Here is a 21,228-nt window from a genome sequence, read left to right as displayed (position 1 = left end):
GCCTGCAAGCCTGTCTAATTTCATTTGAAACAGAAGTCTGACGCACCGAGGGGCGTGCGCAGGGAGGACATTTCAATGACACCCGTCATTTCCGCGACCGGTCTCTGGACGCCGCCGCATACCGTCACGAATGCTGAACTGGTCGAAAGCTACAACGCCTGGGCCGACCGCTGGAACGAGGCGAACAAGGCCGAGATCGAAGCCGGCACGCTGGAAGCCAAGACCCACTCGAATGTCGAATTCATCGAGAAGGCCTCCGGCATCAAGTCGCGCTATGTCGTCGACAAGTCCGGCGTCGTGGACCCGGCTGTCATGCGTCCGAACATCCCCGAACGCTCCAATGATGAGATTTCGATCCTCGCCGAGATCGCGGTGAAAGCCGCCAAACAGGCGCTCGAAACCGCTGGCCGTGATCCGAAAGACGTGGACGCCGTCATCTGCGCCGCCTCAAACATGCAGCGCGCCTATCCGGCGATGGCGATTGAAGTCCAGGAAGCGCTTGGCATCGAAGGCTTCTCCTTCGACATGAATGTCGCCTGTTCATCGGCGACGTTCGGCATCCAGACGGCCGCTGACTTTGTTCGTGCGGGCCATGCGAAGTCCGTGCTGATGGTCAATCCGGAGATTACCTCCGGCCACCTCAACTGGACCGATCGCGACAGCCACTTCATCTTTGGCGATGTCGCCACGGCGGTGCTGATTGAAGCCGAAGAGGTCGCACCTGCCCAGCACTGGAAGATCCTCGGCACGCATCTCAAGACCAAGTTCTCCAACAATATCCGCAACAACTTTGGCTTCCTGAACCGGGCGGACCCGTCCGGCGAAGGCAAGGCCGACAAGCTTTTCATCCAGGAAGGCCGCAAGGTCTTCAAGGAAGTCGTGCCGATGGTGTCAGAGATGATCCTGTCGGAGCTGACGCGCCTCGACCTCAAGTCGGACGAGCTGAAGCGGCTCTGGCTCCACCAGGCCAATGCGAACATGAACAGGCTCATCTCGACCAAGGTACTCGGACATGAGGCCAGTGAGGATGAAAGCCCGACTGTCCTCGACGAATACGCCAACACGTCTTCTGCCGGTTCGATCATCGCTTTCCACAAGCATTCGGCCGACTTCAAGGCCGGGGAAAAGGGCCTCATCTGCTCTTTCGGCGCGGGCTATTCGGCAGGCACAGTCTTTGTGGAAAAGGTCGCCTGACCGCCCTACATGCGGGCCATGACAGCACGCACGATCAAGGCGAAACACAGCGCCCATAGAGACGATATTTCCGACCTGATAACCCGCCGCCCGGTGCCGAACCGGGGGCTGGACCAGGTCGACCCATTCCTTTTTCTTAACCATCATGGGCCGCAGCTCTACAAGGCTGGCAATAACGGCCTGCCTTTCGGCCCGCACCCGCATCGCGGCTTCGAGACGGTCACCTTCATCCTTGAAGGCAGCCTCGCCCATATGGATACGGGCGGGCATGAAAGCGTGATCCATGCAGGCGGGGTGCAGTGGATGACCGCAGGCTCTGGCCTCATCCACGCAGAGCTGTCGCCGCCGGAATTCAAGCGGGATGGCGGCGATATGGAAATCCTGCAGCTCTGGGTGAACCTGCCGCCAGAGCTGAAGATGACGACGCCCCGCTATACCGGCCTTCAGTCACCGGACATCCCGTCGATTGAAGCAGACGGCGGCGCGAAGCTGCACCTCGTCTCTGGCGCCTTCGATGGCAAGAGCGGGCCAGTCGTTTCACTGACCGGCGTGATGATGTCGATGGTCGACCTGCCGCCAGGAGGCAAGATCACCCTGCCCGCGCCGAAGGGACGGAATGTTTTCTTCTATGTCGTGAGGGGCGCGGTTTCGCTTGGCGATACGCGCGCCGAGAAGTTCGAACTGGTTGAGTTCAGTGATGATGGCGACGCGATTGAAGTGAGCGCGCCTGATGGCGGCTATCTTCTTTACGGTCATGCAGACCCGATCGGGGCGCCCGTCGTCGCGCACGGGCCGTTCGTGATGAATACTGAAGCTGAAATCAGGCAGGCGATTGTCGACTATCAGGCTGGCAAGTTTAACCGCGAGCCGGTCAACACCTAGACCAATTCCGCTTTCAGCGGGGGCGGCGCATTCGCGCCGGGCTCGCCTTGCTCGCTTCCGCGTTTCCGGCGAAGTCGGAAACGCTCTAGTCCTCGTCGTCGCCGAGGTCACTCCAGAGAATGGACTTGCAGCTGCGGGCGGCCTCGACCGTTATGATCAGTGCCGCCCCAGCCAGTACCCACCACGGTGCGAGCGCGTTCTCCGCCGCATGCATCACCATATCCACCATAATCACTCCGCCTCGGCTTTGCCGTTGTCTTTGAGTGTGTTTATGCCGGAGAGGCCTTAACGAGGTCTCACCAGTTCGCGGCAAGAACGGGGCAGTTCGTAAGCGAAATGAGGCGTTTTCTTTACCCTGTCAGGCAGATGTATACATAGACGACATGAGTTCCCGCCCCTCAACAACCTCGAAGAAAGCGCCAGCCCGCGTCTGGCAACGCATGCTGTCCGGCCGGCGGCTGGACCTGCTTGATCCCTCGCCCGTGGACATCGAAGTCGATGACATTGCGCATGGCCTTGCAAGGGTTGCGCGCTGGAACGGCCAGACGCTTGGCGACCATGCCTTTTCCGTCGCCGAACACAGCGTCATCGTCGAACAGATCTGCGGCCAGCTGGAGCCTGCCTTGCCTGCCGCTGACCGGCTGATGGCGCTGCACCATGACGCCGCCGAATATGTGATCGGGGACATGATCTCCCCATTCAAGACGGTGCTTGGCGATGGCTATAAAGATATTGAGAACCGCCTGACCGAGGCGATCCATGTCCGCTTTGGCCTGCCAGCACGCCTGCCTGCCAAGCTGAAAAAGCTGATCAAGCGGGCCGATCATATCTGCGCCTGGTATGAGGCGACGCAGCTGGCTGGCTTTTCCACCGATGAGGCAGACCGCTTCTTCGGAAAGCCGCCCGAAGGCATTACGTTGGAGCTTGCGCCCTGCGCACCGACGAAGGCGCAGGCCGCTTTTGTCGCCCGGCATGAGACACTGCTGCATGAGATGGAGCGCGCGGCCTGATGGCGATCCCGCTGATCATCGGTCTTTCGGTCGTGATCGTCGCCTGCGACGGCGACACGCCGCGCGTCCTCGTTACGCGCCGCGATGGCGGGCTTGGCGGCCTGCCATTCGGTACATTCGACCCGGAAGGCCACCGTACCTTCGAGATAGCCCTGCGCGGCTGGGTGCGGGAGCAGACCGGCTTTGACCTTGGTTACGTCGAGCAGCTGTATACCTTCGGTGACCGCGACCGCGAAACGCCTGAAGCGACGCTTGCCGATGCCCCGGCAGATGCGCGCGTCGTATCGGTCGGCTATCTTGCCCTGACACCGGACCAGCAGCGCTTGCCGGACCGGCTCGAGGCACAGTGGCGCGGCTGGTACAGCCATTTCCCATGGGAAGACCATCGCACCGGCCGCCCGGACCTCATCGACCGCGAAATCGCGCCGCGCCTTGCGACCTGGGCTGCAGGCTCTGATTCGCGCCGCACACGGATCGACCTCGCCTTCGGCCTCAATGGTCAGGATTGGAGCGAGGACCGCGTGCTGGAGCGCTATGAGCTGCTCTATGAGGCAGGCCTCGTGATCGAGTGCGCGCGCGATGCGGACCTGCCGCTGCCTGATGTCCGCCTAGGGGAGCCGATGGCGTCGGACCACCGCCGTATCCTGGCGACCGCGATGGAGCGCCTGCGCGGCAAGATCCGCTACCGGCCGGTCGTCTTCGAACTGATGCCTGACCGTTTCACCCTGTCAGACCTTCAGATCGCCTGCGAAGGCCTACTCGGCCTGTCACTGCACAAGCAGAACTTCCGCCGCGCGCTGGATCGCACGGGGCTGGTCTGCGGCACGGGTGAGATGAAGGCAGGCACTGGCGGGCGCCCGGCAGAGCTTTACCGCTTCATGCGTGAACGCGTGAGGAAAAGCGCAGCGATCGGCATTGCTGCCCCGGCGCTGCGGCGCGAACCGTAGAAAGGTCCTCGCTTGGCGCAAGTATCCGTTCGCAAACGATGCCGTTTGCTCCGAACTTGCTTTAGAGACGCTTTACCAGCCGCCAGAGGCGCGTATTGAACACCGCCAGCATGAGCGGGAAGAGCACGATACCGCCCGCAACGCCGCCAATATGAGCCGCCCAGGCAAGCCTGATTCCGATGATCGAGGCCATGAACTCGCCGACGACGGCGATAACGATGTTGATCACGATCCAGGGCACGGAAATGCGCACAGCGCCTTTGAGGCCGCCGCGAAGCCATCCAACCGCAGGAATGAAGCCTGAAAGCGCCGATGAAGCGCCGATGGCCAGCTCTGACTGGCCTGTGAACTCACTCCACCCGATCTGGAAGAGCGCGCCGGAGATGGCGCAGCCTGCAAAGAAAAGCAGGAAGGCAAAGGCGCCTTTCCGGTCAATCCCAAGCGCAATCGCCACGGGCGGGCCGAAGGCGACAAGCGCCATCATGTTCATCGCCAGGTGAAAGATGCCGCCATGCAGGAAGACGTGCAGAATGAGCGGCGCGATGTTGCCGAGCGGGCGATAGACGCCGTCAAACTCAGGCCCACCAGCAATCGCGCCTGCATCGAACATCCAGGCCGCGATCCAGCGATCTAGGAAAAGCTGGGATTGCGACAGGATCTGAACGGTCGACGCGATCGTGATGATCGCCGTCAGCATCAGCACGACGGGCGGCAGCCTGTTGAAAAGCGGCTCGGGGCGGCCGCTCAGCATCTCGGGGGAAGTATGATATCGCACAGTGACATCTAAGACACACAATGCGGCACGGTAAAGGCAGCGAGGTGTTACAGTGTCTTCACTTTCTGCGAAAACCTGCCCCTGCGTCACGAATTGATTTCGCTGCGCGTCTGGACACCATCGCGCGCATGGCAAAAGCACAAGAAATCACCTTCGACAGTCTTCGTCCCCCAGCCCCCTGGATGGACGATACCCATTCCATCTGGCGCAAGTCCGTTCGCGCCTTCGTGGAAAAGGAACTCGTTCCCCACATCGAGGAATGGGAAGCGGCCGGGCAGATCCCGCGCGACGTCTATCCCAAGGCGGCGGAAGCTGGCCTGATCGGCATGGGCTATCCCGAGGAATATGGCGGCGCAGGCACGGACTTTGACCGCTTCCACGGCACTGTCACGTCCGAGGAACTGGCCCGCATGGGTGCGGGCGGTGTATCCTCTGCCCTGATGATCCACGGCATCGGCCTGCCCCCTGTCATGGTGGGCGGCAGTGAGGACATGAAGCGCGAAATCGCGCCGCAGGTCCTCTCCGGCAAGAAGCAGATCAGCCTCGGCATCACGGAGCCGGGCGGCGGGTCTGACGTCGCGCAGCTGAAGACCAGCGCCAAACGCTCTGGCAATGGCTGGGTCGTGAACGGGTCGAAGACCTACATTACGGGCGGTTGCACGTCGAAATGGCTGACGACCGCTGTGCGCACAGGCGGCGAAGGCATGGGCGGCATCTCGCTCATGCTGATCGACCTTGAGGCCGAAGGTGTCTCGCGCACCGCCTTGCCGAAGATGGGCTGGTGGGCGTCCGATACCGCCACCATCCATTTCGATGATGTCTTCGTACCGCCTGAAAACCTGATTGGCGAAGTCGACCGCGGCTTTGTCAGCATCATGGCAAACTTCAATGGTGAGCGTCTCGGCATGGCCGCGCAGGCCGCTGCCTGTGCGCGTGTCTGTATCGAGGACGCCGCTGCCTGGGCCCAGCAGCGTCAGACATTCGGCAAGCGTCTCGCCGACCATCAGGTCATCCGCCACAAGATCGCGGCCATGTGCCAGAAGGTCTGGGCGACCACCGCCATGCTCGACCAGCTGACCTGGCGGGTCCAGAACGGCGAACAGCCGATCGCAGAGCTTGCCATGCTGAAAGTGCAGGCGACCGAGACGATGGAGTTCTGCGCGCGCGAGGCGATGCAGATCCTCGGCGGCGCGGGCTTTATCCGCGGTCACCGGGTGGAACGCATCTACCGCGAGGTCCGCGTCATGGCGATTGGCGGCGGCTCTGAAGAGATCATGCGCGACCTCGCCTCACGCCAGCTCGGTCTCTAGGGCGGCATCCGGAACTGTCTGCGTCCTTGGCCGTCTAGTCCGGCAAGGAGATACGCGCACATGACCATGGCTATTGTCGTCATCGTGGTGACGTCCGCCCTGCTGGCCGGGGCGGCCTGGGGCCTGTTCGGCGCGCTTCCAAAACGGGTTGAAGGCTTCCTTATTGCGACCGCAGGCGGCGCGCTGATCGTCTCTGTTGTCTCTGAACTTGTCGAGCCAGCATCGCAAAACGCGCCGCTCCTGTGGGTCATGGCCGCGCTCATGCTGGGCGCGGTTGTGTTTCTGGTGCTCGACTACTTCGTGAAGCAGAAATTTGGCGGCGGTGGCGGAGGTTTGCTCGCCGCGATCACTCTGGACGGAATCCCGGAAAACCTCGCCCTGGGTGTCGCGCTGATTGGCGCAAGCCCGCTTCAGGTCGCGTCTCTTGCAGGGTCGATTTTCCTGTCCAACCTTCCCGAAGCGGCAGGCGGCGCGAAGGAAATGCGAAACGACGGCCTGTCGAAATCAAAGGCGTTCGGCCTCTGGGCCGCAGCTGCCGCCATGCTCGCTGCGTCCGCCATTATCGGCAATCTCCTGCTACAAGGTGCGCCGCAGGAAGCACTCGCGCTTATTCGCGCATTCGCAGCCGGCGCGGTGATTGCCTCTCTCGGTACAGAGGTCTTCCCGCAGGCCTACCGGGAAGATCACTTGCTCGCCGGTTTCGCGACTGCGGTCGGTTTTGTCCTCGCCTACAGCCTGACTGCCCTTGGTTAGAGTTGTCGCGGGCGGAACCCTGCTTTCTGTATTTTCGTTAAGTCTGGTGAAGCGGCGCGGGTCTCACCTGCGACAAGGCCTGCTGCGCACGGACAAACTCAGGAGCACAATAATGAAAAATACAATCCTCGCCTCATGCCTGATCGGCGCATCGCTTATCCTGCCAGCCTGCGGCACCAGCGATGGAGACAAGGCAGAGATGTTCAATCAGTGCCGAATTGTGCTCGGTGACCGCTCGCTCAGCCCGAACCTTCGCGAAGCTGACACGACGCCGGACGCCGCCTGTACGTGTCTCGAAGCGACGCTCGACGATGGCGGCGATGAGCGTGAGATGATCGCGACCTTCTTCGAGCGTGTGTCGACGCGCATGTCATCGGCTGATGAAAGCGCCAAGGAAGCAACAGACGCGCTCGTCTCTGGCGCCTTGCTGCCTGAAGATGCTGGCGCAGGTGACGGCCAGACCTTCGCTGACAATCTGTCGACCTTTAACCGTGTCGTAAACGGCATGCTGGACGGCATGCGCGAAAATGGCGGTGCCTGTCCGGCCATCTAGTTCCCTACAAAAATGGCCCCCTGCTTCCTGCAGAGGGCCTTTCAGTTTTCCTAGCTGTATCGGAGGTGCGTAAGGCGCAGCTAGAAACGGTAGCCGAGGCCTAGCCCGACAATGACCGGGTTGATCTCGACATCGGCGTTCACGATGACCGGCGCGGTACCAAGAGCAGGGCCCAGGGCGCTGGTGAGATTCACCTTCACATCCGGCTCAATCCAGACTTTCTTGATATCCGCGTTGAAGGCCCAGCCGCCCTCGACGCCGTCAAGGTCATAGTCAAAGCCTGCCTGCAGGGCGAAACCGACGGTCGGATCGTAATCAATCGCATCCGCTACCGGGCCTTCGTCTTCGTTGAAGAAGAAGGTCGCGTTTACCCCTGCCCCGACATAGGGCTTGAAGGCGGATCCGGTATCGAAGTGGTATTGCAGGGTTAGCGTCGGTGGCAGCAGCCAAACATCGCCAAGGTCGACCGTCGCATTGGTCATCACGCCCGGAATGGTGACATTCGTCGCCTTCACATCGTGGGGCGTCACACCAAGAATCAGCTCTGCAGCGATGTGGTCGGTGAAGAAGTAGGTGATATCGAGTTCTGGGACGTACTGGTCGCCAATGTCGACCGTGCCCGGCAGGCGTGTGTTGCCGACGCTGAGCGCGCCGCTCTCATCGGGCAGAACGCCGAGAACGCGGCCACGGACCATCCAGTCGCCCGGTTCGGCAAAGGCTGGCGCGGTGGAAACAAGAGCTGTCGCCGCAGCGAGCCCGGCAAGAATATGAAGTTTCATGAGACCCTTCCTCATTGATGATGAGGCGAGCTAAACACTTGTCGTGAAACGGAATATTGGCCTCTCTGTCGCGCGCCTCCATACCGCGCGTCATATGCGCCCGACTACGCATCTCACCGTATCGACGAAGGCTGAGACAGCGTTTCTGACTGGAAATTCCGCTCGAAACATCCGACATTGATGGTCATGGCCCACGCTGATGCACATACGCACATCCATGCGAACACGCCCTGCAGCCCGCAGGATGTGGAGACCTTCCTTGCCGAGGCCGAAGCGCTCGCCGCGCAACGTGGCCAGCGCCTGACGAAGATCCGCCGCAAGGTGCTGCGTCTCCTGCTGGAAAGCGATGAGCCGTCAAAGGCCTATGACCTGCTTGCCAATCTGGACGGCGAAGGCGCGGCCAAACCGCCAACCGTCTATCGCGCGCTGGACTTCCTTCAGGAACAGGGCCTCGCCCACAAGATCGAGAGCCTCAACGCCTATGTCGCGTGTGGCCATACGAGCCACAAACACTCTGCGGTCTTCCTGATTTGCGAAAAATGCGGCGCAGCGGAAGAGCTGCACGCCGTTGCGACCAATGACGCGCTGAAGGCTGAAACGGCGGCGGCAGGTTTCCAGGTGCGCCAGGCCGTCATCGAAGCGCGCGGCATCTGCCGCGATTGCGCGGCCTGACGACAGGTTGCCCCCCGCGCCGAGCGCGGCTAACTCTCCCCACAAGATAGGGCCAAGCCAGCCGGAGGAACCAGCTTGATCGACCTTTGGAAGGGGAGCGCGAATACCTGGGACTGCGATGAGATGGGGCATATGAATGTCCGCATCTATCTGGAAAAGGCGTTCGAAGGCCTCGGCACGCTGGCCGCCCATTGTCATATGAGCCATGTCTACCAGACCGGATCGCCGTCGACGCTGATCCCGCTGGAACAGCACATCCGCTTCATGCGCGAGGTTCACCCCGGCCGCCCGCTACACATGCGCGGCTGCGTCCTCGACGTCGATGAGACGCGGGTCACTGTCTATCAGGAATTGCTTCATGGCGACGGCACGCCGGCTGCCGCTTTTCGCACCAGGCTGATCCATGCGTCGGCCGACGATATGCGCCCCTTTCCGTGGAGCGACCGCACCCGCAAGGCGCTGACCGACCTGATCGAAGAGCCACCGGCAGCCACAGCGCCGCGCGGCATCGACCTCAGTGTCGAACCGCTCGCGAATGAGGAAGTGACGCTTGGTGTTGCAGAGAGCCGGGGCGTCAAGCTGATCGGTCAGGGCATGGTCGAGCCGGCACATTGCGACGTGTTCGGCCGCATGAAGCCGCACTGGTTCATTGGCCGCGTTTCCGACTCAGTGCCGAACCTGCTGTATAACTGGCGCGAAAAAGTCGCCCAGGCCGTCGAAGGCAGCCGCATGGGCGCCGCCGTTCTGGAGAACCGGATTATCTTCCGCGGATGGCCAAAGGCTGGCGAGCTGTTCCAGATCCGCACCGCGCTGTCGCGGGCTGAGGAAAAGGTGCACGCCCTCACGCACTGGATGCTCGACCCTGTGACCGGGCGTCCCTGGATGACGAGCGAAGCGGTCGCCGTCACCTTCGATCTGGTCACGCGCAAGACAATGGCAACGCCGCCGGACCTGATGGAAGAGCTGGCCGAGATCGCACCCGGAAACCTCAAACTCTAGGCAAGAAGCCTAGTCGTAATCGTCCCACTGGCTCCCATGCAGGGTGCGGCGTAGCAGGCCGTCTTCCGCGGGCGAGTAGCCGTCAATCAGATAGGCGATCTGGCGGGCCATCTCATCGCGCACGTCATAAGGCACTTCCATCGGATGGAAGTGGCTTGCGCCGGGACGCTCCCGCAGGACCAGCTCACGGTAATGCGCCATCATCAGATTGGTGACCTTGTTGGTCATCACTGGCTTGATGTTCGGGCGGAAGACGACGATCGGCGTTTGTACCTTTTCGATCTTCTTCAGTGCGCCCCAGGGCTGGTTGCGCTGTGAAGAGAAGGTCGCCGACTCCCAGGCCGGGTTACAGGTCAGCCTGACGACTGATTCGCCTTTTTCATTGGTCGTCTCCCGGACGCCATCTTCGAGATAGTCGTTCAGGAAAGGCTCACGCCAGCTCTTGAAGGCGCCCTTGCCGTGATAGGCCTCATAGGCGGCCTCACGGCTCGTGAATTCGGCGCGGCGGCGCTTCGCCTGACGCGACATCTGGTTGGTCTGGCGCACGAAAGGCAGGACGTGGAGCCAGAAGTAAAAGCGCGGGTTGAGCACGACCGGATCAACCAGCACGAGCCCAGCGACAAGGTCAGGCCGCTTGCCCGCCACCAGAAGCGAGACGCAACCACCCATGGAATGGCCGCCAAGCACGACAGGTCCGGTCGATTCCTTCTCGAGGAAGTCGATCACATCATCGCGGTAGACATGCCAGGATTTCAGCGTCTTCGGATCTGCAGGCAGGCTGGTGAGGCCATGCCCGCGCATGTCAAGTGCGGCGACCCGGTGGCGTTCGCCAAGCGGGGCCAGCATCGACTTGTAGGTCATGCCGTTAAAGCCCGTCGCATGTAGCCACAGCGCGGCGAGATCACGCGATTCGTCCCCGAAATGGACGGAGGCGTGAGCCCCCTCTTCGGGGCCCTCAGTTGTTCGGCGGTGCATCATCATGTGGACGGACGCCAGCCCCTTTTTCCTATCAGCCGGCGCCGAGTCTGCACGCACACGGAAAGAGTTGTAAAGTGAAACACGATGGCTGTGCTGCACGCAGCGTGCAGGGTGTTGCCAATCTGCTCAGGCGTCCGGAGTCAGGCCGCGTCCAGCCGGAAAATCGCGGTGGATCGAATGTGCAGACCTGCCGCAGAGGAAAGCTCTGCCCCCATGAAAATCAGTGTACGTGTCTGACGATCCGTCCGGCTATCGATGGCCGCGCTTCCGCCTTCGAAGGGTTTTCCCGTCACATCGTGGCTGATGGAGACTAGCTGCGCGCTCGCAGGGCCAGAAAGCGCGGCGGCCGCTGCCTGCATCGCCCGGATCGACAGGGCACATAGCGCGCCAGCATCAAGTGCGTCCGAGGTAAAGCTCGCCCGGCTATCTGTTTCGACAGTGAGGGACGGAAGGGTCTGGATCTGGTCGCTTGTCGTCATGCAATGGGTGCTAAGCTGCGCGCCCGCGATTGGGAAGCCCTCTCGCAGCGCTAGCGGCGCATGTCGTTATGTTGAGGTGGTCGCTAAGCCGTCAGGCGACCGCGCTGCTGCGGCCCTGGTCTTCTTCTGGCATTTCCGGCGTGCTGCCTTCAAAGAGCGCCGCGAGAAGCGCCGTCTCTCCGAGGGAGAATCGCGTGCCTAGGACGCGGCTGATCGATGTCATGAGCGCCGCGATTTCGGCATGGCCGAGACCTGCGCGCTGCAGACGAAGAAACATGTCAAAGGACACGTGGCGACGTCCGCCAAGGGTCTGTTCAATCAGCTGGGCAATCGGGCTGCGGGGAGAACCTTCGCGGGTCGCGGTTGAGGCCGACAACGTCCGCGCACCCGGCACTTGTGCGAAGACGCGTTCGATAAGGTCGCTGCCCTGCCTCTGCGCTGCGTTAAAGACGATACCGACCGCGTGACGAGCCACCGGCTCTTCGAGGCCCGTTTCAATTGCTGCCACCGAGATGATGTCTTTAAGCATGAGGCTCTCCTTCAGGCGCCGCTTTCATGAGCAGCATAGGAAAGAGGCCTTGCACGAAGGTTACCGGCATGACGGGCCGAAGCGCTGATTTGCGGCGCAGGCTCTTGAATCGGGGCTGAAAGGGTTAACGAAGCAGGCGCTTCTGTTAACCGGTCGCTACATACGCTCTGGCGCCTCGATGCCGAGAATGGCGAGGCCTGCCTCAAGCTGCTTCAGCACAGCCTCACAAAGGCCAAGGCGCGAGGCGCGAAGAGCCGCATCCTCTTCATTGGCAATCGGGTGGGCGGCATAGAGCGCGCTGAAGGCCTGGGCGAGCGAATAGACATGCTCACAGAGGATGTGCGGCTGGCGCTTTGCATGGGACTGCTCGAGCGCGCCTGCGAACCCATCGAGCGCCAGGACCAGCGCGCGCTCAGTGTCGCTCTCGACGCGGATCTCGCCTGCGGCATGACCAGCTTCCTTCGCGCGGCGCAGCAGCGATTTGATACGCACGGCTGCATAGAGAAGGTACGGGCCTGTTTTGCCCTCAAAGCTGGTAAACCGCTCCAGGTCGAAGACGTAGTTTGTCGTGCGCACATTCTGCAGGTCGGCAAAGCGAAGGGCGGCGCGCGCCACTAGCGCGGCGATCTTTGCGCGTTCGTCCTCACCGATATCACCGGACAGGCCAGTCTCACCGATCCGCTTTTCAGCTTCTTCGAGCGCCATGCGGTTGAGGTCTGCGAGGCGAAGCACGCCGCCTTCACGCGTCTTGAACGGTTTGCCGTCCGTGCCGTTCACCGTGCCGAAGCCGATATGCTCCAGCCGATCCTCAGCCATGAGGCCTGCCATGTCGGCAGCGCGGAAGACTTGCTCAAAGTGCAGCGCCTGACGCTGGTCCACCACATAGAGCATGCGATCGGGATGCAGCGTCCCAACCCGGTCGACGATCGTCGCAAGGTCGGTCGCGTGGTAGCCGGTGCCACCGCGCGAATTGATGACCATGAAGGGCGGCATTTCTTTCTTGTCGCTCTCGCGGGCAACGTCGATGATCCATGCGCCATCATCCAGTTTGGCGAGACCCTTGTCCTTCAGGTCCTCCACCATACCGGGGATCAGCCCATCGACATCGCTCTCCCCTTTCCAGAGGTCGAACTCGACGCCCAGGAATGAGTAGTCGATCTTCAGCGCCTCGACTGACACATTGATGAAGTGGCGCAGCAGCGCGCGGTAGCCGGGATGGCCGGCCTGCATCTCTGCGACGGCAAGCTGGCTTGCCTCATTACGGGCCGGGTCGGCCTTGGCCTTGGCAGAGGCCTGCGGATAAAGACGGCCGAGGTCTTCGATCGTGACCGGCGACTCTTCCGGATAAGGCCCGGAAAAGTCGGGACGGAAATAGATGAGGTCTGGCTGCTCAGCGAGAAGCTCTGTGATGAGGTGGCCCATCTGCAGGCCCCAGTCGCCAAGGTGCGCGTCACCCGTCACATCCTCACCAAGGAAACGGAAAAGACGGCAGAGCGTGTCGCCGATGACGGCAGAGCGAAGGTGGCCGACATGCATCGGCTTTGCGACGTTCGGGCCGCCAAAGTCGATCACGACCTTTTCAGGCGATACGACAGCACCGCCGCCAGCCTTGTCATCTGCGCGGACCGCTTCGGCCTGACGCGACAGCGCAGCGGACGTCACCTTGATGTTCAGGAAGCCGGGGCCAGCAACATCGACGCGCTCAATCGCCTCGTCGCCCTGCACCTTCTCAGCGATGGTGGCGGCCAGATCTCGCGGCACGAGGCCCTTGGATTTGGCAGCGCCCATGCAGCCATTGCACTGGAAATCGGCAAGCTCCGGCCGGTCCGAGCGGCGCACAGCGCCCCAGCGGTTTTCAAAGCCCTCAGCTTCAAATGCCTGTTCGAATACCTTCGACAGGTGCGTAACGAGATCCATCATGGCCGTTTCCGGAAGTTTCTAGTGTCAGCTGCCGGCGTCGAGGCGGAAGCGGCGGCCTTCACGGTTGAAGGCAAGCTGCTCATCGGTGAGATCGAAGCCGACAATCACTTCGAAGTTCGACCCCGAAATCGTCTCATCAGCGCGCGGCACCAGAATGTCCTGAATGACTTCGCGGCGGCCATCGACCGTGTTGCCAGCGAAATTCGCATCGACCGTGAAGTACTGCTTGGCCAGAACCTTGGAGCTGCGGCGTGTCACGGCGACCCAGTAACGATAGGTATGTCGGTTCGAATCCGCTTGCGGGCCTTTGCCGAATGCGAAGTCGATCTCGACTTCGGCGCGCATCGGCTGATCGTCGAGATAGCGGCAGACAAGCTCTACGCCGGTGATCTCGCCGGTATAGGAGATTTCGTTGAACGAGTTGCTGTCGCCAGAAAACTCGACAATGCGCGAGGCATCGTAGAGCGCGGCGACAGGCGGGCACGGCCCCGCATTCTGGCGCGAATCCAGCGCCCGCGTGAGAGGGTTGCTTCCGCAGGCCGCGAGCATAAGTCCGGCAGCAAGTACAGCTAGAACGCGCATAATCATGCCTTGTGGTCTTGGCCTCGCGGGCGAGGCTGTCCATGTAAGAGATGCAGTGTTACCGGGCACCAGCAAATGGCGCAACGCCCCATCTGCGTCGTGTGCAGGAGGATTTTTATGGACCGCCAAAAACTGCAAATCAGGCTCGCCGCTCCGCGCGGCTTCTGTGCAGGCGTCGACAGGGCCATCCAGATTGTCGAGGAAGCCCTCGGCAAGTGGGGCGCACCCGTCTATGTGCGCCATGAGATCGTGCACAATCAGCACGTGGTCTCACGGCTCGAATCGCTTGGCGCTGTCTTTGTCGAAGAACTGGATGAGTGCCCGCCTGACCGGCCTGTCGTCTTTTCCGCCCATGGCGTGCCCAAGGCCGTGCCGGCAGAGGCAGAGCGGCGCAATATGGTCTATGTCGATGCGACCTGCCCACTCGTTTCGAAGGTCCATGTCGAGGCAGAGCGCCATCACAGGGCAGGCAAGGAAATCGTGCTGATCGGCCATGCAGGCCACCCGGAAGTCATCGGCACGATGGGGCAGCTGCCGGACGGCGCCATTGCGCTGATAGAAACCGAAGACGATGCCCGCGCTTTCGAGCCGCGCGATGCGGCGAATGTCGCCTTCGTCACCCAGACCACGCTGTCCGTCGACGACACCGCCGACATTGTCAGCATCCTCCAGGACCGTTTCCCGGGCATTGCAACCCCGCATAAGGAAGATATCTGCTATGCCACAACCAACCGTCAGGAAGCGGTAAAGGCAATGGCGGATGGATGTGACCTCTTTCTGGTCATCGGGGCGGAGACGTCTTCCAACTCCAAACGCCTCGTCGAGGTGGCCCTGCGCGCCGGGGCAAAGGATTCGCGCCTCGTTGCCAGTGCGGCGAATGTCGAATGGGACTGGTTTGAAGGTGTTGGCACGCTGGGTCTGACCGCCGGTGCGTCGGCGCCTGAAGACCTCGTCCAGGGCCTCATAGCCGCCTGCCGCGCCCGCTTCGACATTGAAGTCGAGCACGTCACGACTGCGAAAGAGACCGTGACTTTCAAACTCCCGCGCGTGCTCGCTGCGGAGGTTTAGCCCCCATCGACCCGCATTCGCGGGCAACTTCCCCCGCGGGCGGGGGAAGAAGAATTGCCACTGATGTTGTGCCAGCCTCCTCCGCTTGCGGGGGAGGTGCCCGGCAGGGCGGAGGGGGCTCTTGTGATTTTCCAGCATTCGAAACCTTGCGACTCTCGCCTGCGCGCGTAGAACCCGCGCCATAAGCGCGAGAGAGGCCCGACATGATTGAACGCTATGCCCGCCCGGAGATGACCGCGATCTGGTCGCCTGAAAGCAAGTACGGCATCTGGCTGGAGATCGAGACACTCGCCGCCGAAGCCATGGAAGAGCTGGGCCAGATCCCGGCTGGCACCTCGAAGGCTGTTCGCGACAAGGCGAGCTTTGAAGTCGCCCGCATCGATGAGATCGAAGCAGAGGTCAAACATGACGTCATCGCCTTCCTGACCAACGTTGCCGAACATGTCGGAGAGCCTGCCCGCTTCCTGCACAAGGGCATGACCTCCTCTGACGTGCTCGATACCTGCCTCAATGTTCAGCTTGTGCGCGCCTCTGACCTGCTTCTGGTCGGTATGGACCGCGTTCTGGCCGCGCTGAAGAAGCGTGCCGAAGAGCACAAGTACACGCCAAAGATTGGCCGCAGCCACGGCATCCACGCAGAGCCGACGACCTTTGGTGTCACGCTGGCGACTTTCTATGCAGAGTTCGCGCGTGGCCGTGAGCGCCTCGTCGCGGCGCGCAAGGAAGTCGCGACCTGCGCCATTTCAGGCGCTGTCGGCACGTTCGCCAATATCGATCCGCGCGTTGAGGAGCATGTCGCCGAAAAGCTCGGCCTCGCTGCAGAGCCTGTGTCGACGCAGGTCATTCCACGCGACCGTCACGCCATGTTCTTTGCAACGCTGGGCGTCATTGCCTCATCAGTGGAGCGTCTTGCGACCGAGATCCGCCACGTGCAGCGCACCGAAGTTCTGGAAGCCGAAGAATTCTTCTCCAAGGGCCAGAAGGGCAGCTCCGCCATGCCGCACAAGCGCAACCCGGTGCTGACCGAGAACCTGACGGGCCTTGCGCGCCTGATCCGCTCGGCTGTGACCCCTGCGCTGGAGAACGTCGCCCTTTGGCATGAGCGGGACATCTCGCACTCGTCGGTCGAGCGCGGAATTGGTCCTGATGCGACAATCCATATGGATTTCGCGCTGCATCGCCTCGCGGGCGTCGTTGAGAACCTGCTGATCTATCCAGAACGTATGATGTCCAACATGATGCGTCTTGGCGGCTTGCATAATTCACAGCGCGTGCTGCTCGCCCTGGTCGAGGCCGGTGTCAGCCGTGAGGATTCCTACCGCCTCGTCCAGCGCAACGCGATGCGCACCTGGGCGGGTGAAGGGGCGTTCCTCGACTTCCTGAAAGGCGATGAAGAGGTTTCCTCAAAACTCAGCGATGCTGAGCTCGAAGCGCTGTTCGACCTCGACTACCACTTCAAGCGCGTCGACCTGATCTTCGACCGGGTGTTCAACTAGTCCCACCCTGCTTTCCCTCCTTCGACAAGCTCAGGAGAAACTGGGCGGGGGATGGCGTTGGGTCTCGCTTAAACGTTTTACCAGCGGCCTGTGGTTCGACTTCGCTCACCATGCGGCCTTTAGCGACGTCAGAAGAAGCCCGCATGGTGAGCGAAGTCGAACCACGCGGGCGCCTCTGCATGACATCTAAGACCATAGCCCCCTCCCCTCTGGAGAGGGTCGGGGTGGGGCCAGCGCTATGAGTCTGCGGGCCCGCCGGGGCGTTCGGTCAGCTGCCAGGCCGACTTGTCGATATTGAGATCGCTGAATTTGTCCGGGTCGAAGATTGGGACTTTCACGCCGGCTTTCCGCTGGGCGTCGAAATCCTTCATGATCCGCAGTCCGATTGGGAAGAGGAGCGCCACGGCGAAGAGGTTCACCATCGCCAGCAGCCCCATGGTCAGGCTGGAGAAGCTCAGCACTTCACCAAGGCTCACCTTCGCCCCAAGCACGACAAAACCGATCACGATGAAGCGGTAGACATAGACCGCGACGCGGTTGTTCGGGATGTAGTAGTCAACCGCATTCTCCCCGAGATAGTAGGAATACATGATCGAGGAGAAGGCGAAGAGGAACAGCGCCACGGCGATGAAATACTCTGCCCAGATGCCGGTATGGTCAGCCAGCGCGAGCTGCGTCAGCACGCCCTGCGTTGCATCGTCCACGCCAAAATAGCTCTGCGCCGACAAGAGAATGATGAGCGCGGTCACCGTGCACATAATGATCGTGTCGATGAATACCGAAAGCGATTGCACCATGCCCTGCTGGGCCGGATGTTCCACATAGGCCGCAGCGGCCACGTTCGGGGCCGAGCCGAGGCCCGCCTCGTTCGAGAACAGTCCGCGGTCCACCCCCATCATGATGGCGATGCCCATGCCCCCGCCAATCGCCTCATTGAACCCGAAAGCGCTGGTGACGATCATGGCGAGGGCGCCCGGTATCTGCGGCAGGTGCGTGACCAGAACAAACAGGCCCAGCAGCGCATAGAAAACCGCCATGGCTGGCACAACAAACTCCGCCACACTGGCGATCCGGCGCACGCCGCCAAAGATGACGAGGCCGACCACAACCGCCAGCCCGATGCCCGACCAGAGGCGCTCCGCACCGAAGGCCGACTCCATGGAACTGGTGGTCGCAAAGCTCTGGAAGCAGATGAACGCGAAGCCGAAGGTTACGAGCAGAAGCAGGGAATACACGAAGCCGAGGACGGGGCCTGCCTTGCCGAGTTTCTTTCCAAGACCATGCTTGATGTAATAGGCCGGACCACCGCGAAAATCGCCATTCGGCTCTTTCTGTTTGTAGACCTGCGCAAGCGTACATTCGAAATAGCTGGTCGCCATGCCGACGAGGCCGACCACCCACATCCAGAAGATCGCGCCCGGCCCGCCAATCGCCAGCGCAGCGGCCACACCGGCGATATTGCCGCCACCGACGCGGCCTGCGACTGACAGTGCCAGCGCCTGAAAGGATGACGGTTGGTCCGTTTCGTGCTGGAACCCCTGTCCAAGGACGGAAAACATGGACCCGAACAGCCTGAACTGTACCCCTCTGGACCAGATGGTAAAAATAAGACCCAGTGGAATGAGAACGGCGATGAGAATTTTGCCGTTGATGAGGTCGTTCAGAAAATTCAGCATGCTCGCCCTGTTATCGTTATTACAGTCTCGTCATAGACAGCTGCGCCGCTGGTTACAAATAGCCAGCCCAGCGAAATTTTTGACGGCATTCCTGTTGCTGCCGGTCTGCACAAGCGCCGCGCAGGCGCCGGTCAAAGTGGTCAATCTGACAGCCGACTGGTGCGTGTCCTGCCGCATCTTCGAGCCAAAGCTCAGCCGCGCGCTGGAAAGCGTCACAGGAGAGGATGTCGAGCTGGTCACGATCGACCTTACGCATCTGCGCTCAGGCTCTGACAGCCGGCAAGCCACGATTGATGCGTCGAAAGCCCTGCTCAGCTTTCACAAGGCTGATTATATCTGGGACTGGTATGGCGGCTATACAGGCATGGCGATCCTGATCGCGTCTGACACGGGCGAGCCGATCAGTTGCGTCGACAAGCGTCACAGCGTGGAGATGATCGAGAACCGGCTGGCGCTCGCGGACGTGCTCGCCAGGCGTGCCGCACCGGGCCGCCGCCGCCCTGACGGCGCAGACTGTCCGCCGCCGCTGCGCTGAATTTGCAACGTATTGCGCCTGTCAGCATTTCTGACATTCATACCGCCTTCACCCTGCCCCATTTAAAGCCATGATGCGCGGGCAATCTCGCTCGCTATTCTCAGGTAAGGACCCACTTGGCCGGCAAATCGAACTTCGGATCGCCAGGGGATCGCCCGCCGACCTATGACGGCCGCGAGCGCAGCTCCGGGCGCGGCATATTGGCAGGCCGCCCAATCCTGACATGGAGCCTCGTGGCCATCTTCGCCCTGATGGTGATCGGGCTGCTGGCAGGCTGGATCTATGTCCAGAGCCTCTATCGCGGCATGCCGAGCCTGCCGACCACAGAGCAGCTCTGGGCAAAAGGCCGCGAGCAAGCCATCGAATTTGTCGACCGCGACGGCGATACAATTGCGATCCGGGGCCCGCGCTATGGCCGCGCCGTACGCGTCGAGGAACTACCTCCGCATGTGGCACAGGCCTTTATCGCCGCTGAAGACAAGCGCTTCTATGAGCATAATGGCGCCGATACGCAGGCCATCATCCGCGCGGCCTGGGCGAACTTCACGTCCGGTGAGACGGTTTCCGGTGCGTCGACTATTACCCAACAGCTGATCAAGAACCTTGTCCTGACGCCAGAACAGACCCTTCGCAGGAAGGCGCAGGAAGTGCGCCTTGCGCGGGAGCTGGAAGAGCGTCTTTCCAAGGATGAGATCCTCGAGCTCTACCTCAACCGTATCTATTTCGGTGCCGGCTTCTACGGCCTTGGCGCAGCGTCGCGCTTCTATTTCGGCAAGGCGCCTGAAGAGCTGACCGTTGGCGAAGCGTCCCTACTGGCCACGCTGCCGCAGGCCCCGTCCCGCCTAGCGCTGACCAATAACATGACCGATGCAAAGCAGCGTCAGTCCTATGTTCTTCGCGAAATGGTTGCGGCTGGCTTCCTGTCTGAGTCTCAAGCCGCGCGCGCCGCTGCAGAAGAAGTGGAGCTGGCTGAGCCGCCTGCCCGTGACCCGCAGTTTGGCTATGCCCTAGATGCCGCCACTGAACGCGTGAACGAGATCCTGCCTAGCCTGCCGGGCGACCTGGTCGTCACGCTGACCATCGAAGCGGACCTTCAGGCGCGCATTAACGACGCCTTTGACAAGCGTATGGAAGAGGAAGGCGCTGGCCAGAATGCAGGTCAGGCAGCCGGCATTCTGATGGATGAAAAGGGCCGTATCCTCGCCATGTATGGCGGCGTCGATTACACCGAGAACCAGTTCAACCGGGCGACGCAGGCGCGCCGCCAGCCGGGTTCTTCCTTCAAACCCTTCGTCTATGCCGCCGCGATCCGTCAGGGGCTGACGCCCTATGATGTACGCCGGGATCAGCCGACGACGATCGATGGATGGTCGCCGCAGAACTACTCGCGCAATTATGCGGGGCCAATGACACTGACCGAAGCGCTGCAGGATTCGGTCAACACCATCGCCGCCCAGCTTGGTCAGGAAGTCGGTGAGGAGAATATCATCTCCCTCATCAAGTCGCTCGGCGTGAGCGGGGAGTTCCAGCCCTTCCCGTCCATCGCACTGGGCAGCCAGGGCATGAATTTGCGCGATCTCGTGCGCGCCTATGGTGCTTTCATGACCGGGGGCACGCGGGTCGATCCATACCTTATCGAGCGTATTTCAAATTCGCGCGGCGATGTTCTTTATGAGCGCCCGGCCTACGACCCCCAGCGCGTGATGAACCAGCGCGATGCTGAGACCATGGTCGCCATGATGGAGCGCGTCATCACCGATGGCACGGGCAAGCGCGCCCAGCTTGAAGGCTGGCAGGTTGCAGGCAAAACGGGCACCAGCCAGGACTGGCGCGATGCATGGTTTGTGGGCTTTTCAGCCGCACGGCTTGGCGGTGTCTGGGTCGGCAATGATGACGATACGCCAATGACCCGCGTCACTGGCGGCGGCCTTCCGGCAACGCTCTGGCATGACATGATGGTGATCGCCCATGAGGAGCTGGAGCCTCAGCCGCTGGCAGGTGCCGGCTCGCTCGTGACGCTGTCGCCGCAGACACGCAGGCGCATCGCTTTCTACCGTGATGTCGGCGCGGCCTTCTCAGCAACGCAGTAGA

Annotated in this window: 22 protein-coding genes; 13 read left to right on the top strand and 9 right to left on the bottom strand. The window is 61.6% G+C overall.

Annotation, left to right across the window (positions count from 1 at the left end):
• The first annotated feature begins 75 nt into the window (after positions 1-75).
• The gene (locus tag D1222_RS14700; RefSeq protein WP_119455009.1) at positions 76-1,194 is read left to right on the top strand and encodes a beta-ketoacyl-ACP synthase III; all 1,119 of its coding nucleotides are present in this window, start codon (positions 76-78) and stop codon (positions 1,192-1,194) included.
• An 18-nt stretch (positions 1,195-1,212) separates the two neighbouring features.
• A complete protein-coding gene (locus D1222_RS14695; protein ID WP_119455193.1) occupies positions 1,213-2,076 on the top strand; it encodes a pirin family protein in 864 nt (287 codons plus the stop codon).
• 85 nt (positions 2,077-2,161) lie between these two features.
• On the opposite strand, the gene D1222_RS15810 is transcribed toward D1222_RS14695, so the two are convergent.
• Positions 2,162-2,311, bottom strand: a complete 150-nt coding sequence (locus tag D1222_RS15810; protein WP_182482006.1) for a hypothetical protein — start codon at positions 2,309-2,311, stop codon at positions 2,162-2,164.
• Between the two features lie 148 nt (positions 2,312-2,459).
• Between D1222_RS15810 and D1222_RS14690 the strand changes: the two genes are divergently transcribed.
• Both D1222_RS14690 and D1222_RS14685 read left to right on the top strand, forming a co-directional pair.
• Entirely contained in the window at positions 2,460-3,086 is a 627-nt protein-coding gene (locus D1222_RS14690; protein WP_233348801.1) for an HD family hydrolase, read from the top strand.
• Positions 3,086-4,033, top strand: a complete 948-nt coding sequence (locus D1222_RS14685) for an NUDIX hydrolase (protein WP_119455007.1) — start codon at positions 3,086-3,088, stop codon at positions 4,031-4,033. The genes D1222_RS14690 and D1222_RS14685 overlap by 1 nt, the downstream gene beginning before the upstream one ends.
• Positions 4,034-4,094: 61 nt before the next feature.
• Here D1222_RS14685 and D1222_RS14680 read toward each other — a convergent pair whose 3' ends face one another.
• Positions 4,095-4,808 carry a rhomboid family intramembrane serine protease gene (locus D1222_RS14680; RefSeq protein ID WP_147371893.1) on the bottom strand — a complete coding sequence of 238 codons (714 nt, stop codon included), beginning with the start codon at positions 4,806-4,808 and terminating at the stop codon, positions 4,095-4,097.
• Between the two features lie 128 nt (positions 4,809-4,936).
• Here D1222_RS14680 and D1222_RS14675 point away from each other — a divergent pair, with 128 nt between their 5' ends.
• The 3 genes from D1222_RS14675 to D1222_RS14665 all read left to right on the top strand — a co-directional run bounded on the left by D1222_RS14675 (position 4,937) and on the right by D1222_RS14665 (position 7,424).
• A complete protein-coding gene (locus D1222_RS14675; RefSeq protein ID WP_182482005.1) occupies positions 4,937-6,118 on the top strand; it encodes an acyl-CoA dehydrogenase family protein in 1,182 nt (393 codons plus the stop codon).
• 60 nt (positions 6,119-6,178) lie between these two features.
• A complete protein-coding gene (locus D1222_RS14670; protein ID WP_119455005.1) occupies positions 6,179-6,871 on the top strand; it encodes a ZIP family metal transporter in 693 nt (230 codons plus the stop codon).
• A 112-nt stretch (positions 6,872-6,983) separates the two neighbouring features.
• Positions 6,984-7,424 carry a hypothetical protein gene (locus D1222_RS14665; protein ID WP_119455004.1) on the top strand — a complete coding sequence of 147 codons (441 nt, stop codon included), beginning with the start codon at positions 6,984-6,986 and terminating at the stop codon, positions 7,422-7,424.
• An 80-nt stretch (positions 7,425-7,504) separates the two neighbouring features.
• Here the strand turns inward: D1222_RS14665 and D1222_RS14660 are convergent, their stop codons facing one another.
• Complete coding sequence (locus D1222_RS14660; protein WP_119455003.1) at positions 7,505-8,203, bottom strand: OmpW/AlkL family protein; 699 nt, start codon at positions 8,201-8,203, stop codon at positions 7,505-7,507.
• A 186-nt stretch (positions 8,204-8,389) separates the two neighbouring features.
• Between D1222_RS14660 and D1222_RS14655 the strand changes: the two genes are divergently transcribed.
• Positions 8,390-8,875, top strand: coding sequence for a transcriptional repressor (locus tag D1222_RS14655; protein WP_119455191.1), 486 nt, complete (start codon positions 8,390-8,392; stop codon positions 8,873-8,875).
• Positions 8,876-8,950: 75 nt separating this feature from the next.
• Positions 8,951-9,874: a thioesterase family protein gene (locus D1222_RS14650; RefSeq protein WP_119455002.1), complete on the top strand. Its 924-nt coding sequence runs from the start codon at positions 8,951-8,953 to the stop codon at positions 9,872-9,874.
• Between the two features lie 9 nt (positions 9,875-9,883).
• Here the strand turns inward: D1222_RS14650 and D1222_RS14645 are convergent, their stop codons facing one another.
• The 5 genes from D1222_RS14645 to D1222_RS14625 form a co-directional block, all read right to left on the bottom strand.
• The gene (locus D1222_RS14645) at positions 9,884-10,855 is read right to left on the bottom strand and encodes an alpha/beta fold hydrolase (RefSeq protein WP_119455001.1); all 972 of its coding nucleotides are present in this window, start codon (positions 10,853-10,855) and stop codon (positions 9,884-9,886) included.
• Between the two features lie 137 nt (positions 10,856-10,992).
• Entirely contained in the window at positions 10,993-11,331 is a 339-nt protein-coding gene (locus D1222_RS14640) for a hypothetical protein (RefSeq protein ID WP_119455000.1), read from the bottom strand.
• A 91-nt stretch (positions 11,332-11,422) separates the two neighbouring features.
• Entirely contained in the window at positions 11,423-11,860 is a 438-nt protein-coding gene (locus tag D1222_RS14635) for a hypothetical protein (RefSeq protein ID WP_119454999.1), read from the bottom strand.
• 156 nt (positions 11,861-12,016) lie between these two features.
• On the bottom strand, positions 12,017-13,780 hold the full coding sequence (gene argS / locus D1222_RS14630) for an arginine--tRNA ligase (protein ID WP_119454998.1): 1,764 nt from the start codon (positions 13,778-13,780) through the stop codon (positions 12,017-12,019).
• Between the two features lie 24 nt (positions 13,781-13,804).
• The gene (locus D1222_RS14625; RefSeq protein WP_233348799.1) at positions 13,805-14,368 is read right to left on the bottom strand and encodes a hypothetical protein; all 564 of its coding nucleotides are present in this window, start codon (positions 14,366-14,368) and stop codon (positions 13,805-13,807) included.
• A 111-nt stretch (positions 14,369-14,479) separates the two neighbouring features.
• On the opposite strand from D1222_RS14625, the gene ispH reads away from it, so the two are divergent.
• Complete coding sequence (ispH, locus tag D1222_RS14620) at positions 14,480-15,430, top strand: 4-hydroxy-3-methylbut-2-enyl diphosphate reductase (RefSeq protein ID WP_119454997.1); 951 nt, start codon at positions 14,480-14,482, stop codon at positions 15,428-15,430.
• A 203-nt stretch (positions 15,431-15,633) separates the two neighbouring features.
• Positions 15,634-16,926 (top strand): adenylosuccinate lyase, encoded by a 1,293-nt coding sequence (gene purB, locus D1222_RS14615; protein ID WP_119454996.1) that lies wholly within the window; start codon positions 15,634-15,636, stop codon positions 16,924-16,926.
• A gap of 236 nt (positions 16,927-17,162) precedes the next feature.
• On the opposite strand, the gene D1222_RS14610 is transcribed toward purB, so the two are convergent.
• Positions 17,163-18,602 (bottom strand): alanine/glycine:cation symporter family protein, encoded by a 1,440-nt coding sequence (locus D1222_RS14610; protein WP_119454995.1) that lies wholly within the window; start codon positions 18,600-18,602, stop codon positions 17,163-17,165.
• Between the two features lie 136 nt (positions 18,603-18,738).
• Here D1222_RS14610 and D1222_RS15805 point away from each other — a divergent pair, with 136 nt between their 5' ends.
• Both D1222_RS15805 and D1222_RS14600 read left to right on the top strand, forming a co-directional pair.
• A complete protein-coding gene (locus D1222_RS15805; RefSeq protein ID WP_182482004.1) occupies positions 18,739-19,137 on the top strand; it encodes a thioredoxin domain-containing protein in 399 nt (132 codons plus the stop codon).
• 116 nt (positions 19,138-19,253) lie between these two features.
• A complete protein-coding gene (locus D1222_RS14600; RefSeq protein ID WP_119454994.1) occupies positions 19,254-21,227 on the top strand; it encodes a transglycosylase domain-containing protein in 1,974 nt (657 codons plus the stop codon).
• Position 21,228 lies beyond the last annotated feature (1 nt).

It is taken from the genome of Henriciella algicola (assembly GCF_003576245.1).
GTDB classification, from domain to species: Bacteria; Pseudomonadota; Alphaproteobacteria; order Caulobacterales; family Hyphomonadaceae; genus Henriciella; species Henriciella algicola.
The sequence above is the reverse complement of the archived record's forward strand: the minus strand, read 5'-3'. Positions and strand labels throughout refer to the sequence as shown.